The sequence below is a fragment of the Novosphingobium acidiphilum DSM 19966 genome (assembly GCF_000429005.1).
In the GTDB taxonomy this organism is placed as follows: Bacteria; Pseudomonadota; Alphaproteobacteria; order Sphingomonadales; family Sphingomonadaceae; genus Novosphingobium; species Novosphingobium acidiphilum.
Window position 1 is genome coordinate 1 of the sequence record NZ_AUBA01000009.1, and the last position, 15,145, is coordinate 15,145.

The following is a 15,145-nucleotide window of genomic DNA, read 5'->3' on the forward strand; positions in this document are numbered from 1 at the left end:
TCGCGTTCGCGATAGCCGTTGCGCTGGACAAGCCGGTCGGCGGACTTCTCACCGTGACCAGCGCCTGTCAGCCCGCCAACCTCCATCTCCATCAGCCGACCGGCGGCAAACGAGATCATGTCGCGCAAAATATCCGCGTCGGGGGCCTTCTCGACAAGCGCGCGCAAGTGCATCAGGGAATCGGTCATCGTGGTTCTCCAGGTTAGAGCTTCGCAACCCAAACCTATCCGAAAATCACGGTGACCACCCGCGCTGCTGGCCGGACGCTACAGCGCAATATCGAAAGCGCGCGTCCGGCCAGCAGCGCTACCCTCACAACCTACACCACGTACCGGGACGCGACCTTCCAAGGTCGAGCAGGTGTGGGATTTTGTTACGACGCGGTATGCTTAGAGCATAGCTACGGCCGTGCGGTAGGTCGAATATGTGTTGACTGAGTTTAGTGTTGCAATCGATTCGGCGAGAATCCGACTCTCCCCATCTGTGCTCCAACAACGAAGCGGTGCGCGACGAATGAGCCAAACGCGGATGCCATTTTGGTTTGGGCCTTCGGCTTTCGCTGGGCCCGGTGGCCCAGACCGTTATCTTGACTATCTTGTGGAATGCCTCTGCTTCGCACTCGAGCGCTGCCAATCTGATAAAAGAGCAGTTTGGTGGTCGAAATTCCGCCGATCTACTTTTGATATGAAAATTGCCGACGTTGAGTGCCGCGGCATCACATTCGAAGATGAGATCAGGGCTGTGTTGTGTCCACAGAATGGCCCTGCCTTCAATTGGGCCCGCGCATGCATAGAGATGGGCATGGTGCAACAGGCCGATCTGAACGACCCAGGCTCCGTGATCGGCAGGCTGTGGTGGCCAACATGATTTCAATGTGCAGATGAGGTTGATCATGGACGGCCAAGCGGTAGTTCGCGGAACATTACGCGCGAGGCCCTCTACCTAACCCGGCATTCCTGTTGCCGAAAAATTGTGCGGTCCGATCAACGACAAAGGGGGGCATGATGCCTATGTGATGCCTAGCTGTGCCAACGGATCGCTAAAGCGCGCAAAGCATCATCTAAGCCATTGAAAAATGGTGCCGGCTAGAGGATTCGAACCCCTGGCCCCCTGATTACAAATCAGGTGCTCTACCAACTGAGCTAAGCCGGCTTATCCGTTACCGCCGCCCCTTGCCTTATCGTGCGCCGAACGTCCAGCCCTCGGTTGCAGCAATTTGCGCGGTCAGGCCGGCCGGGTGCCACAACGCGGCGTCATGGCCTGCATGGCGCAGCCAGGCGGCGGTGATCAGTGCATCGCTGGTGTGATCGTCGATGGCGCCGACATGGCCGTGGGGTCGGCTGTGCAGTGCCGCAAGTGCCGCGTCGAGCTCGTGCCCGGTGCGGATCTTCGACCGCCCGGCGCTGCGCCCTGCGGCCATCGCGGCGATGGTTGTGTATATTTCGCAGATCACCGATCCCGCCACGGGCAGGGGGGTGATCGGCCACACCGGGACATGCGCGCGCAATGCTTGCAGCACCCGCATCCCGGTCAGGCTGGATTTGCCGACTTGCGCTGCGCCGACCAGGTTGAAATTCGAGGTGGGTTTGCACCCCATCGCCTCTTGCGCGCGTTCGGTTACGCGCATGCGGCCCCGTCCTGCGGGGAACAGGTCGCCCTGCCGGCCGCCATGGCGGCGAAAATGGCGCGCCGCCTGCACGTGGTCGACAAAGCTCGACACCGCCAGATGCGGATCGTCGGCCGCGATGGCATCGACCATGGCCCACAGGTCGTGGGCATGCCCCGGGCTGTGGTCCCAGCCGGGAAAGAACGCACCGGCATCGGCAAACGGCAGCGAAATGCCAAGGTCCATGCCGACCAGCGTGTCGGCCGGCAGGTCATCGCGCAACCACGTCACAACCTCGGCGCGCGACCACACATGCCCGGGCCGCACCACCCTGGGCGCCGCGTCGCCGGTTCCGCACAGCGCAATCGCGATCCCGCGATGTCGCTCGCCCGCGGCACCCGACCAGTCAATCGCGGCAAAATGACGAAAACGCGCGTTTGTCATTCGCCCTGCCGCTCGGCGCGGCGCTTGTCCCACCATTCAAGGCGTCGGATCACTTCGCGTTCGAAACCGCGTTCGACCGGGCGATAGAAGGTCTGGCGCGCCATGCCCTCGGGCCAGTAATCCGCCCCCGAAAAGCCATCGGGCGCATCGTGGTCATACGCATAGCCCGCGCCATAGCCGATATCCTTCATCAGCTTTGTCGGCGCATTGAGGATATTGGACGGCGGCGCCAGCGATCCGGTTTCGCGTGCCGCGGCAAAAGCGGCCTTTTGCGCTTTGTAGGCTGCGTTCGATTTGGGGGCGGTCGCGCAATAGAGGCAGGCCTGCACGATCGCCAGTTCGCCTTCGGGGCTGCCCAGAAAGTCATAGGCGTCTTTGGCGGCCAGGCACTGGATCAGCGCCTGCGGATCGGCCAGGCCGATATCCTCGCTGGCAAAGCGCACCAGGCGGCGCAGGACAAACAGCGGGTCTTCTCCCGCGGTCAGCATGCGGGCCAGGTAATAGAGCGCTGCCTGCGGGTCCGAACCGCGCAACGATTTGTGCAGCGCCGAAATCAGATTGTAATGCCCGTCGCGGTCCTTGTCGTAGACCGCCATGCGCCGCATCAGGAATTTCGACAGGTCTGCCGGATCGAGTGGCGCGGGCAACGACACGTCGAGCAGCATCTCGGCCTGGTTGATCAGGAACCGGCCGTCGCCATCGGCCGACGCGATCAGCGCATCGCGCGCCGCAGGCGTCAGCGGCAGGGGCACGCCCGTTACCTCTTCGGTGCGGGCCAGCAACTGGCCCAGCGCTGCGGGATCGAGCCGGTGGAGGATCAGCACTTGCGCGCGGCTGAGCAATGCCGCGTTCAGCGCAAAGCTGGGGTTTTCGGTGGTTGCCCCGATCAGCGTGACCGTGCCGCGTTCGACATAAGGCAGAAAGCCGTCCTGCTGCGCACGGTTGAAACGGTGGATTTCGTCCACGAACAACAGCGTCCGGCGGCCCAGGCCGGCCATGCTTTCGGCCTCGGCAAAGGCCTTGCGCAAATCGGCAACGCCCGAAAACACCGCGCTGATCGACACATAGCGCATGCCCACCGCATCGGCGAGCAGCCGGGCAATGCTGGTCTTGCCGGTGCCGGGCGGTCCCCACAGGATCATTGACGACAATTTGGCCGCCGCCACCATGCGTCCGATCGCGCCGTCGGGCCCGGTCAGATGGTCCTGGCCGATGATTTCGGTCAGCGATTTCGGGCGCAGGCGTTCGGCCAGCGGTTCCTGGTCGGGTGTGGCAGTCGCGTGCATTGCGGTGCCGTCGGACGGGGGTGGGGCAAACAGATCGGCCATGGTCGCAGCCGCTATAGCGGCCTTCGCGAAAATTATCACCGGAGTCTTGTCGTGCTGATTAAAAGATATATCTTAGACGCATCGAATCGAAAGGACAAGACATGCGGTTCAAAAGATACCGGTCGTGCGATGACCCGCAGGACGCCGGGCCCCGTGCGCACAGGATGGGGCGTGGCGCGCGGTTGTTCGCCAAAGGCTTCATGCGCGGCATGGGCCATGGTGGCCCGTTCGGCCGGCATGGCGGGTTTGGCGACAGTTTTGAGGGTGAGGTGCGCGGCCATGGCCATGGTCGCGGCGGCCGGGGCCGTGGGGGGCGCATGTTTGGCCAGGGTGAATTGCGTCTGCTGCTGCTCAGCCTGCTGGGGGCCGAGGCGCGCCACGGCTATGACCTGATCCGCGCGGTCGAGGCCCTGACCGGTGGGGCCTATGCGCCCAGCCCGGGGGTGGTCTATCCCACGCTATCGCTGCTGGTGGACGAAGGCCTGATTGCCGAGGCGCCTGGCGAAGGCGCACGACGTGCGTTTGTCGCGACCGAGGCTGGCCTGGCTGAAATCGCGGCCAAGGCCGACGACATCGCGGCCATCACCGCGCGGTTGCAGGCGCTGGGCGAAGCGACCGGGCGCGAAGCCAGCCCGTCGATCATGCGCGCAATGGCCAATCTGAAACTGGCTTTACGCGGCCGGGTGTTTTCGGCCGCTTTCGACGACAGCGTGGCGCATCGCATCGCCGATATCCTGGACGAGGCGGCCAGGCAGATCGAACGGCTTTAACGCGATGCCTGTTTCTGGCGGATCAGGCGGACATACGTGTCGGCCACGGCCTGGTTGATGCGGTCCCAGCTGAAATCGTGCGCGCGCGCTTCGCCGGCCCTGCCGTGGCGCGCGCGCAAGTCGGGATCGACCAGATAGGCGCGCAAGGCTTCGGCAAACGAATGGATCGCGCCGGGGCGGATCAGCCGACCGTTGACGTGGTTTTCAACCAGGCTTTCGCTGCCGGTCGCCTCGGCCGCCACCACCGGCAACGCGCAGGCCATTGCCTCAAGCGTGACATTGCCGAAGGTTTCGGTGACCGACGGATTGAACAGCACATCCATCGAAGCCACCGCGCGGCCCAGGTCTGACCCGCCCTGAAACCCCACGAACACCGCCTGTGGCAACCGCGCCTCGAACCAGGCGCGCGCCGGGCCTTCGCCGATCACGATCACCCGGTGGGCAAAGCCGCGCCGGGTCAGATCATCGATGGTGTCGGCAAACACGTCGAGGCCCTTTTCCATGACCAGCCGGCCCAGAAATCCGATCACCACTTCGTCATCGGCGATGCCGAGCGACTGGCGCCAGGCCGCATCGCGCCGTCCGGGGTTGAACGTGTCACGATCGACGCCGCGCGACCACAGCGAAATGTCGTAATTCATGCGCTGATCGCGCAGCACTTGCGCCATCGATTCCGATGGTGCCACCAGCGCATCGCACCGGCGATAAAACCGGCGCAGCATCGCGGTCAGCACCGGTTCGATCCATGCCATGTTGTAATAGCGCGGATAGGTGTCAAACCGCGTGTGTACGCTGGCCAGCACCGGCAGGTGCCGTCCGCGTGCCCACGACACCGCGCGGTGGCCCGCCACATCGGGTGACGATACATGTACCACATTGGGCTTGAATGCCGCCAGATCGCGGCGGGCCGTGGGCCCCAGGGCCATCGGCAGCCGATATTCGCTGCGGCCGGGCAGCGCCACCGACGGCAGCCCGACCAGATCGCCGGTCGGCGCAAACGCGGGTTCGGCCACCACCGGCGAATAGACCCGCACCGCGGCACCTTGGCGCAGCAGATGGCCAACCAGCCGGTTCAGCGCCTGGTTGGCGCCGTCGCGCACATAGTTGTAATTGCCGCTGAACAGCGCGACGCGCAGTGCCGACAGGTCGGGCTGGGTGGCGGAGGTTGCTGGCGCTGCGGAATTGGTCAGTGGCAAGGACATCGAGCGCCCATAACCGGAAGCATCCGGTTTGTCGCGTGCTTGTCGCAAACGCGCGGCAGCATATTGTGGGGTTGCAAACGTGACCGATCGGAACCGGGCCGCTTGCGCGGCCCGGCCCTGCAGGCTGCTTGTTCGAACCCGGCGTTCAGAATTTGTACTTGATGCTGACCTGCACAGTGCGCGGCGACTGGAACGTGTAATAGGTCCCGACCGGATCGAACGTGTTGTTGGCGGGCCGATAGGCACCCAGGCCGATCGACGTGGTCGGGCGAGAGTTGAACACGTTGTCAACCGACGCGCCAAGCGTAAACTGCTGCCAGGTATAGCTGGCGACAGCGGTTCCGGTGCTGTAGCCGGGCAATTCGTAGCTTTCGTTCACGCCCGCCGCATAGACCAGAGATTTGGCATATTGGTGGCCGGTGAACTTGTGCAGGTAGCTCAGCTTGAAATCGCCGCTGCGGTACACCGCACCCAGCAGCGCGTTGTAGTTGGGCACACTGGGCAGCCACAGATGGGTGACATCGTCGCTGGCCTTGCCGATCTGGCCGTTGGCAATCGCGGTCAGGCCCTTGATCAGCACCACGCTCAACTGCGCCTCGACCCCGGAATAGGTGGCCGGATTGCCGCTTTGGATCACGATGCCAGGCTGCGACGGATCGGTATAGGTCGAATTGCTGGCCTGCACATAATAGACGTCGCCGTCGAAATTGACCCGTTCGCCGGAAAACACCAGACCGGCCTGATAATTGGTCGTGCGGGTCGGGGTCGGGGTCTGGGGCAGCAGATTGCCGCCGGTGCTGGTCACGGCCTCAAGACTGGCGCTGAGTGCGGGGATCAAAAAGCCCTTGGCATATTGCGCATAGATCGAAAGGTTTGGCCTGATCAGGTAATTGGCCGTGAAATAGGGCAGCGTCGGCTTGTAGGTTTCGCTGGCAAACAGGCCTTCGCGCGCCGATTGTGTGGCCAGCGGGGTGGCCGAGCTGCGGGTAAAGCTTTGCACCTTTACCCCGGGCGTTACGGTCAGGGTGTCATTCAGCAGCTTGAATTCAAATTCGCCAAAGCCCTGGTATTGTTCCCAGCCGGTGTGTTCGTCGTACGAAAGGTACAGCGGTACCGGGGTGCCATTGCTTTCGATATTGGTCGCGCCGTCCTTCTTGTTGTAGTTCCAGTAGGGTCCCGAATTGGCAATTGCGAAATTCAGGTAATCGGCGCCCAGGCCGCCGGCGGCCGACAGCAACGTCAGATCGTAGTCGTAGCCCAGCCGGTGCGAACGCGAATGTTCGTACCAGAACCCTGCCTTGGCAGTGCCGATGCCGGTCTTGGCATCGAGTTCCAGCACGTCGCCGATCTGGCGATACTGGTTCAGTTTGGAGTGGCCGGGGATGTCGCCGGCCACGGGTGATGCGGGCGCCAGAAACCCGGTGTGCGGATTGACGGCCTGCGCGGCATACGTGGTCTGATTGCCGCAGGTGGTGGCCGTGACAGTGGTGCAGGGCGTGCCGACGTTGTCTGCTTCGAATGTGAAGTTCTTGTAGAAGTAGGTGTAGGTCTTGTTATCGAGGTGCAGCCATGGGGTGATATCCCATTGCAGCCGCGCGATTTCGAAATCTGTCGCCTTGTCCTGCCAGTTCCAGTCGTTGCGCGCTGCAGGCCAGGCCGATGTCGCCGCCTGCGCCGGGGTCAGCGCGGCATAGTTGAGGCCATAGGTGCCGATCTGCGAACCTGGCTGGCAATCGCTGGCCGAGACTTTGCTGGGCGCATTGGCCGGCGTGCCGGCTTCGTTGACGAAGCAACTGGCACCGCTCGAACTGTCGGGCTGGTACAGGATCGAATGGTTGTACGTGCTGAGCAGCGTCAGCTTGGCGTTGCTGCCAAGATTGGCCTCGCCCTTGATAAAACCATTGTACCATTCGCCCGGCAAACCGGTCAGCGCGCCGTCGGTCTTCTTGTGTTCGCCGACTGCGATGATTTTCAGATCGCCCAGCTTTGCGATCTTGCCCGAATTGATCGTGAAGCGTTCGAGGCTGGAATTGTAGCTGCCATAAAGCCCGATGAATTCGCCGCCGAAATTGTCGTCGGGGGTGCGCGAGATCAGGTGGACATTGCCGCCATAGCTTGCCTGACCCAGATCGGTGGCATAGCCGGGGCCCCGGTCGACAATGATCCGGTCATAGGTGCCGTCAGGGAAATAGGCGGTCGAATGGTGGGTCGGATCGTTGGAATCGCCGAACGGAATGCCATCGATGGTAATGTTGTAATGGCCGTCGCTGAATCCGCGCAAGGTCAGCTTGGCATCGCCAAAGCCCGGGCCATTGCCCAGATTGGTGGTAGATGCACCCGGCGACAGCGCCGCGATCGACATGAAATCGGTGGTCTTGGAAACCGAATCCTCGATGATCGTGCGGGTGATGATCGATTGGGGTTCGGCCGTGTGCAACGACGAGGTGATCGGTGTTTCCTTGTTCACCCGCGTTGCGCTGACGACGATCTCGTCATTGTTGCGGACAGTGTTGTCGGCACCGGCGGCACTGGGCGCGGCCGTGGCGGGCGCATCTTCGGCCAGGGCGGGCGCTGCGATGCCAAGGCACAGGACAATGGCGGTACCGGCAAATGCCGCGTGGCGAAGTCGAAGGCGTTGCATGTCAGTCCCCTGCTGAAGCGGTCATGTTGCAAACCGCCTGACAAACCGGCGTGACAATTGTGTTTCGAATTGATTCATCTTGGCAATGTTTGGCGCCGTTATTGCGCAAGAACTGCCGCCAAAGGCGCGGAAATGCGCGATGAACACAAACATGACAATTTGCTGCGCTGCAACGATCGGGGCGCCCGGTGGGGCAAATTGGCCACAGGCGCGCGCAACGGCGCTTAAACCGCGATGGCAGCCGCCGTCCTGCGATTGGCGGATGTGCTTTTGCCAGGGCCGATACCGGTCAAACGCCGATATCTGCAGGAGAATGATATGGCGACGATCCCGCACACCCCAGGACCGGCCGCAGCCGCGCTCCATGATCTGACCCGCAGCGCGGCGCATCACCGTCACGGCGCGGCGGCAGGCGGTGCGGTGTCAACGGTCGCCAGGGCCGCAGTCGCGGCCAGCGGGCCATTTGGCACCGCGCTGCGCGCGCTGGGGGTTGTGGGCTGACCGGGAAAAAGATCGCGCCCGCCGGTGGGCGGGCGCGGTTACTTTGATCAGGCTGCTTCTTTTTTGCGGCCGGCCTTCTTGCGTTCGTTCGGGTCAAGGATCGCCTTGCGCAGGCGGATCGACTGCGGCGTCACTTCGACCATTTCATCGTCGTCGATATAGGCGATGGCCTGTTCCAGCGTCATGACCCGCGGCGGGGTCAGGCGGATCGCGTCATCCTTGCCGGTCGAGCGGAAGTTGGTCAGCTGCTTGGATTTCAGCGGGTTCACTTCCAGATCGTCGGGCTTGGCATTTTCGCCGATGATCATGCCCTCGTAAACCTTTTCCTGCGGGGACACGAACAGCACGCCGCGCTCTTCCAGGCTGTTCAGCGCATAACCGACCGCTTCGCCCGTCGAGTTCGAGATCAGCACGCCGTTCTGGCGGCCTTCGATCGCGCCTTTGTGCGGACCGTACTTTTCGAACAGGCGGTTCATGATCCCGGTGCCGCGCGTGTCGGACAGGAATTCGCCGTGATAGCCGATCAGGCCGCGCGAAGGGGCCGAAAAGGTGATGCGCGTCTTGCCCGCACCCGACGGACGCATGTCGGTCAGTTCGGCCTTGCGGCGCTGCATCTTTTCGACAACCGTGCCCGAATATTCGTCGTCGACATCGATCAGCACGGTTTCGTACGGTTCGGTGCGGGCGCCCTTTTCATCGGTATCAAACAGCACGCGCGGGCGGCTGATGCCCAGTTCAAAGCCTTCGCGGCGCATCGTTTCGATCAGCACGCCCAGCTGCAATTCGCCGCGCCCGGCCACTTCAAAGCTGTCCTTGTCGGCGCTTTCGGTGACGCGGATGGCGACGTTGGTTTCGGATTCGCGCATCAGGCGATCGCGGATCATGCGGCTGGTCACCTTGTCGCCTTCGCGGCCCGCAAACGGGCTGTCGTTGACGGCAAACCGCATGGCCAGCGTCGGCGGATCGATCGGCTGCGAATAGATCGCGGTGGTCACGCTCTGGTCGGCGATGGTGTGCGCCACGGTTGCCTTTTCCAGACCCGCCAGCGCGATGATGTCACCGGCCTGTGCTTCGTCGACGGGCACGCGTTCCAGACCCTGGAACGACATCAGCTTGGACGCGCGGCCCACTTCGATCACCTTGCCGTCGCGATCGAGCGCGTGGATCGGCTGGTTGACGCGGATCTTGCCCGACTGGACGCGGCCGGTCAGCACGCGGCCCATGAAGTTGTCGCGATCGAGCAGCGTGGCAAGAAAGCTGAACGGCGCATCGACATCGAGGTTGGGCGCCGACACGTGGCTGACGATCTTTTCGAACAGCGGGGTCAGGTCGCCTTCGCGCGCTTCCTGGTCTTCGCTGGCATAGCCATTGCGGCCCGAGGCATAAAGCACGGGGAATTCAAGCTGTTCGTCATTGGCTTCGAGCGCTACGAACAGGTCGAACACTTCGTCGAGCACTTCTTGCGGGCGGCCGTCGGCGCGGTCGATCTTGTTGACCACCACGATCGGCTTCAGCCCCAGCGCCAGCGCCTTGCCGGTGACGAACTTGGTCTGCGGCATCGCGCCTTCGGAGCTGTCGACCAGCAGGATCACGCCGTCGACCATGCTCAGGATGCGTTCGACTTCGCCGCCGAAGTCGGCGTGGCCGGGGGTGTCGACGATGTTGATCCGGGTCATTTCGCCCGTGACCGGGTGTTCCCATTCGACCGAGGTGCACTTGGCCAGGATGGTGATCCCGCGTTCCTTTTCCAGGTCGTTCGAATCCATCGCGCGTTCTTCAACCCGCTGGTTTTCGCGAAACGTGCCCGACTGGCGGAACAACTGGTCGACGAGCGTGGTCTTGCCATGGTCGACGTGGGCGATGATCGCGATATTGCGCAGGGCGCTGGACATCGTAAAAGGCTTTCGCAAAAGGCGGCGGTTGGATGCCGGGGTATGGTTGGGCTTCGCATGACGCATGCGATGCCGATGATGCGTCAGGCAGGCCTTCCATCACGGCGGGGCCCCATACGTATCGTCGGCGCGAAGCGCCTCGTTGGGCGGGCCCATACCGTTTTGTGTGCGCTGCGGCAAGTGCAGCTTTTGCGTGCAGCTTTTGCAACCGTGACGTGACGGTTCGACACGAAGGGCTTGCCCGACAAAGTCGGTTCTGGCCTAATCGTGCCACGCGTCTGATCGGCAGGCGCCAGGGGGGACACAGTCATGGAATGGATGATAATGCCATATCGGCGCTATGCCGAATTTTCGGGTCGTTCGGGTCGGCAGGAATACTGGATGTTTTTCCTGTTCAACATGCTGGTCTATCTGGTTCTGGGTGGCGCGGCGGCGGTCTTTTTCATCGCCAGGGCAGCAAGCGGCGATACGTCGACTGATGCTTCGGTTCCGGTGGTCGGGATCGTCATGGTGGGTCTGCTGGTGATCTTTGCGCTGGCCACCATCATTCCGTCGCTGGCGGTCCAGGTGCGCCGGTTTCACGATCAGGACAAATCGGGCTGGTTTGTCCTGCTGGGTCTGATCCCTTATGCGGGCGGGCTGATCCTGTTTATCTTCATGCTGCTTGAAGGCACGCGCGGCCCCAACCAGTATGGCGCAGATCCGCGCGATCCTTACAACTCGGACGTGTTCCGCTAAAGCTCGCGCAGCGCACGCGCCGGGCGGGTTCGCAGGATCGACAGCGACCCGCCCAGCGCCAGCGCCATGACCAGTGCCAGTCCGATCGCCAGCACGCCCGCAATCAGGCGCCAGTCGGGCAACCAGGCAAAGCCGAACAGTTGCACCACCACCGCCCAGGCGGTGGCCGTGCCCAGCGCCAGCGCGATCGCGCCCAGCAGCACCGACAACAGCCCGTATTCGGCCACCACCAGCATCAGCAATTGACCCCGGCTTGCCCCCAGCACCCGCAGGACCACCGTGTCATACTGGCGGCTGGCGCGTTGTGCGGCGATCGCGCCGGCCAGCACGGCCAGGCCCGCCAGCACCGCGACCGAGGCTGCGGCCAGCACCGCGGCGCCGACTTGCGCCAGCAATGTGCGCGCCTGGCCCAGCACCGGGCCGACCTCGATCACCGAACTTGACGGCAGCGCGCGCACCAGCGTCGACAGGATCGCGCGGCGCACCGGCGCGGTGCGCGCAGCGGCCGGCAATTCGATCGTGGCGGCCAGATTGTGCGGGGCATCGGCAATCGCGTCGGGGCTGAACACCAGCACATAGTTGAACCCGAACGAATCCCAGTCGATCCGCCGGAAACTGGCAATCGTGGCACTGCGTTCCACCCCCAACAGTGCAATGGTCAGCCTGTCGCCCAGGTGCAGGTTCAGCACTTTGGCCAGGTTTTCGTCGATCGACACCTGTGGCGGCCCGGCATAGTTCCGCGGCCACCAGCGCCCGGCGGTCACCACATTGCCCTGTGGCACGGTATCGGCATAGGTCAGCCCGCGATCGCCGCGCAGCGCCCAGGCATCGTCGGGGATCACCTTGAGATCGGCCACGCGCGTCATATGCGCCGCCGGGCCATAGGCCAGGATCGATCCGCGCATCGCCGGCACGGTGCGCACCGTGGCACCGGGTGCGATACGCGTGACCACGGTGTGAAATTCGGCGGCTTTGTCGCGTGGTACATCCAGCACGAAATAGTCGGGCGCGCGCGCCGGCACCCGCTGTGCGATATTGCCATCCAGGCTCGATTCGACACCCGCCAGCACGACAAACGCCGCCAATGCAAAGCCCAGCGCCACCACCAGCGCGGGTGTCTGTGCGCCGGGCCGATGCAGATTGGCCAGCGCCATGCGCGCCACGGTGCCGCGCGGACGCGGCATGCGCGCCGCCAGCCGGGTCAGGCCCCAGCCGACCAGGCCAAGCACCGCAAACAGCGCCGCGGCCCCACCCAGAAAGCCCAGCGCGAGCACCGGCTGTTGCGCGGGCAGCACCGCCAGCGCCACAATCCCGGCCAGCCCGCCGCCCACCGGCACCGCCAGCGCGCGCCACGGCTGCGCCAAAGGCGACACCCGCGCGCGCAGCAGCGCCATCGCGGGAAAGGCCTGCGCGCGCAGCAACGGCGGTGCGGCAAACGTCATCGCGATCAGCAACCCTTGCGCCGCGGCGATGGCCAGCGCGGCGGGATCGACCACCAGCCCCGCCGCCACCGGCAGCACGCCGCTCAGCGCCAGCGCGATCAAGGGTGTCGCAGCCAGGCCGATCAACAGCCCCAGCGCAATCGCCACACCACTCGCCAGCACGATCTGGATTGCGAAAATGCGCGTTATATCGGGGCCGGTCGCGCCCAGAATCTTCAGCGTGGCAATCGTCCCGCGCCGCGCCTCGAGAAACCCGGTCACGCCGTTGCCGATCCCGATTCCGGCAATCGCCAGCGCGGCCAACGCCACCAGCCCCAGGAATTGGCCCATGCGCGACACAAACCGGTCGAGCATCGGCGATGCGCGATCGCGCGTGCGGAATTCAAAGCCCGACGCCGGAAACGCGGCCTTGAACGCATCGATCGCGCGTTGCGGCCTGGCCTCGGGCGCCATGCGCACATGGTATTTCCACCGTGCCAGGGTGCCGGTTGACACCAGCCCGCTTTGCGCCAGCGCCGCGCTGCTGACGATCACCGTCGGCCCCAGCGCAAATCCTTCGCCCATGCGGTCGGGTTCGTCGGCGATCACCCCGCCGATCACCAGATCGGCCGCGCCGATGCGCAAGTGATCGCCCGGCGCCACGCCCAGCCGATCGGCCACGCCGGGCGCGATCCACGCGGTCATGCCCGGTGGCGCGCCGGCGCGGCGGGTACTGCCATCGGGGGCAGCCAGCGTGAACGTGCCATACAAGGGCCAGCGCGCGTCGACCGCTTTCAGTTCGATCGGTACCGCGCTGCCGTCGCCGCCCGCCTTTTGCGCCATGGCCTGCATGCGCACCCCGGCCGAGACGCGCCCGGCGCGCGCAATTGCGTCGTATTCCTGCGTGCTGGCGGGGCGCGCGGCAATGGCGAATTCGGCATCGCCGCCCAGCATCTGTGCGCCGCGCGTGGTCAGTTCATGGTCGATCGCGCCGGTCAGCGTGCCGATGGCCGACAGCGCCGCCGCGCCCAGCACCAGACACACGATCAGCAGGCGCAGCCCTGAAAAGCGCCAGTCGAGCCCGCGCCGCGCGATCCGCCAGGCCGTGCGCCACGACAGCCGCGCGGTCATGCCATGCTGTCGCTGATCACACGCCCGTCGGCCAACCGGATCACCCGGCCGCACCGCCGCGCCAGCGCCTCGTCGTGCGTAACCATGATCAGCGTGGCGCGGGCCGCCCTGGCGCGATCAAACAGCAGGTCGGCCACGGCGTCGCCTGTGGCATGATCCAGGTTGCCGGTGGGTTCGTCGGCAAACAGCAGCAGCGGCGCGGGCGCCAACGCGCGGGCAATCGCCACGCGCTGCTGTTCACCGCCCGACAGTTGCGCGGGGTAATGGTTCAGCCGATGGCCCAGGCCCACCGCCTCAAGCTCGGCGCGGGCGCGCGGCATGGCGCGGTCAATCCCCGCCAGATCGAGCGGGGTGGCAACGTTTTCAAGCGCGGTCATCGTCGGCAGCAGGTGAAACGCCTGCAGCACCACGCCGATCCGCCCGCGCCGCGCGGTGGCCAGGCCATCTTCGCCCAGGCCGGAAAAATCCTGCCCCGCCACCGACAAAGTGCCCGCCTGCGCCCGTTCCAGCCCGGCCAGCACCGCCAGCAGCGACGATTTGCCCGACCCCGAGGGCCCGAGCAGCGCCACCGTCTCGCCCGCCATCACGGTCAGGTCGACACCATCGAGCACGGTTACGCGGGCATCGCCTTCGCCCAGCACAAGGCCAAGGTTTTGCGCAATGATCATGGGGGTGGTGCTTGTCACTGCGACGTGGTGACATAGATAGGCAACACACCGCAAGCTTCCCGAGAAGGCCTTTCATGCGATTGCACCGTCTGGTTCCGATAATCGCGCTGGGGCTTGCCGCCTGCCACGCTGCCCCGCCGCGTGAAGAAGGGCGCGATGCCCCCGATGCGGCGATGGTTGGCCCCGCCGACAGCGCACCCGCCGCGCCGCGCCCGGTTGTGCCTGCGGGCGCCCCGGTCATCCTGGCCTTTGGCGACAGCCTTTATGCCGGATACCGGCTCAATCCCGATGACAGCTACCCTGCGCAATTGCAGGATGCGCTCAATCGGGCAGGCGTGGCGGCGCGTGTGGTCAATGGCGGGGTGTCGGGCGATACGACGTCGGCGGCGCGGCAGCGGCTGGCCTTTACACTCGACAACCAGCCGCAAAAGCCGGCGCTGGTGATGGTCGGGCTGGGCGGCAACGACATGTTGCGTGGACTGCCGCCCCAGGAGACACGCGCCAATATGCAGGCCATCGTCACCGCGATCGAGGCGCGCCACATTCCCGTCATGCTGACCGGCATGCTTGCTGCGCCCAATCTGGGTGCGGACTACACCGCGGCGTTCAACCCGATCTGGCCCGATCTGGCCAAGGCGCATCAGGCGCCGCTGGTGCCGTTTTTCCTGGCGCCCGTCATGGGCAAGAACGACCTGCTGCTCGATGACCATATCCACCCCAATCGTGCCGGGGTGGCAGCGATTGTCAGGGCGACCGAGCCTGCGGTGGCGCAGGCGTTGCGGGCCGCCGCCAAGCCCTGACGC

At 64.6% G+C, this 15,145-nt stretch carries 12 protein-coding genes and 1 tRNA gene; 4 read left to right on the plus strand and 9 right to left on the minus strand.

Features of this window, described 5'->3' with window-relative positions; genetic code table 11:
• From G404_RS0109345 to G404_RS0109365, 4 genes are all read right to left on the minus strand, one after another.
• On the minus strand, window positions 1-188 hold a 188-nt coding region (locus G404_RS0109345), incomplete at its 3' end, for a transposase (protein ID WP_028640845.1).
• 888 nt (window positions 189-1,076) lie between these two features.
• Window positions 1,077-1,152 (minus strand) — tRNA-Thr (locus tag G404_RS0109355).
• A 25-nt stretch (window positions 1,153-1,177) separates the two neighbouring features.
• Window positions 1,178-2,050 carry a hypothetical protein gene (locus tag G404_RS0109360; RefSeq protein WP_028640847.1) on the minus strand — a complete coding sequence of 291 codons (873 nt, stop codon included), beginning with the start codon at window positions 2,048-2,050 and terminating at the stop codon, window positions 1,178-1,180.
• Window positions 2,047-3,378: a replication-associated recombination protein A gene (locus tag G404_RS0109365; RefSeq protein WP_028640848.1), complete on the minus strand. Its 1,332-nt coding sequence runs from the start codon at window positions 3,376-3,378 to the stop codon at window positions 2,047-2,049. The genes G404_RS0109360 and G404_RS0109365 overlap by 4 nt, the downstream gene beginning before the upstream one ends.
• A 101-nt stretch (window positions 3,379-3,479) precedes the next feature.
• On the opposite strand from G404_RS0109365, the gene G404_RS0109370 reads away from it, so the two are divergent.
• A complete protein-coding gene (locus G404_RS0109370; protein WP_084601216.1) occupies window positions 3,480-4,148 on the plus strand; it encodes a PadR family transcriptional regulator in 669 nt (222 codons plus the stop codon).
• Here G404_RS0109370 and G404_RS0109375 read toward each other — a convergent pair.
• Together G404_RS0109375 and G404_RS0109380 are read right to left on the minus strand one after the other, a co-directional pair.
• Window positions 4,145-5,350 (minus strand): glycosyltransferase family 4 protein, encoded by a 1,206-nt coding sequence (locus G404_RS0109375; protein ID WP_051280461.1) that lies wholly within the window; start codon window positions 5,348-5,350, stop codon window positions 4,145-4,147. The two genes, G404_RS0109370 and G404_RS0109375, sit on opposite strands and share 4 nt — an antisense overlap.
• Before the next feature lie 145 nt (window positions 5,351-5,495).
• Window positions 5,496-7,991 (minus strand): TonB-dependent receptor, encoded by a 2,496-nt coding sequence (locus G404_RS0109380; protein WP_028640851.1) that lies wholly within the window; start codon window positions 7,989-7,991, stop codon window positions 5,496-5,498.
• A 318-nt stretch (window positions 7,992-8,309) separates the two neighbouring features.
• Between G404_RS0109380 and G404_RS0109390 the strand changes: the two genes are divergently transcribed.
• Entirely contained in the window at window positions 8,310-8,492 is a 183-nt protein-coding gene (locus tag G404_RS0109390) for a hypothetical protein (protein WP_156906259.1), read from the plus strand.
• Between the two features lie 47 nt (window positions 8,493-8,539).
• On the opposite strand, the gene typA is transcribed toward G404_RS0109390, so the two are convergent.
• Window positions 8,540-10,384: a translational GTPase TypA gene (gene typA / locus G404_RS0109395; protein WP_028640853.1), complete on the minus strand. Its 1,845-nt coding sequence runs from the start codon at window positions 10,382-10,384 to the stop codon at window positions 8,540-8,542.
• Between the two features lie 318 nt (window positions 10,385-10,702).
• Between typA and G404_RS0109400 the strand changes: the two genes are divergently transcribed.
• Window positions 10,703-11,122, plus strand: coding sequence for a DUF805 domain-containing protein (locus G404_RS0109400; protein ID WP_245584469.1), 420 nt, complete (start codon window positions 10,703-10,705; stop codon window positions 11,120-11,122).
• Here G404_RS0109400 and G404_RS0109405 read toward each other — a convergent pair.
• Both G404_RS0109405 and G404_RS0109410 read right to left on the minus strand, forming a co-directional pair.
• Window positions 11,119-13,674 carry an ABC transporter permease gene (locus G404_RS0109405; RefSeq protein ID WP_028640855.1) on the minus strand — a complete coding sequence of 852 codons (2,556 nt, stop codon included), beginning with the start codon at window positions 13,672-13,674 and terminating at the stop codon, window positions 11,119-11,121. The genes G404_RS0109400 and G404_RS0109405 overlap by 4 nt on opposite strands.
• Window positions 13,671-14,342 (minus strand): ABC transporter ATP-binding protein, encoded by a 672-nt coding sequence (locus tag G404_RS0109410; protein ID WP_036520986.1) that lies wholly within the window; start codon window positions 14,340-14,342, stop codon window positions 13,671-13,673. The genes G404_RS0109405 and G404_RS0109410 overlap by 4 nt, the downstream gene beginning before the upstream one ends.
• Before the next feature lie 74 nt (window positions 14,343-14,416).
• On the opposite strand from G404_RS0109410, the gene G404_RS0109415 reads away from it, so the two are divergent.
• Window positions 14,417-15,142: an arylesterase gene (locus G404_RS0109415; protein WP_028640857.1), complete on the plus strand. Its 726-nt coding sequence runs from the start codon at window positions 14,417-14,419 to the stop codon at window positions 15,140-15,142.
• Window positions 15,143-15,145: the final 3 nt, after the last annotated feature.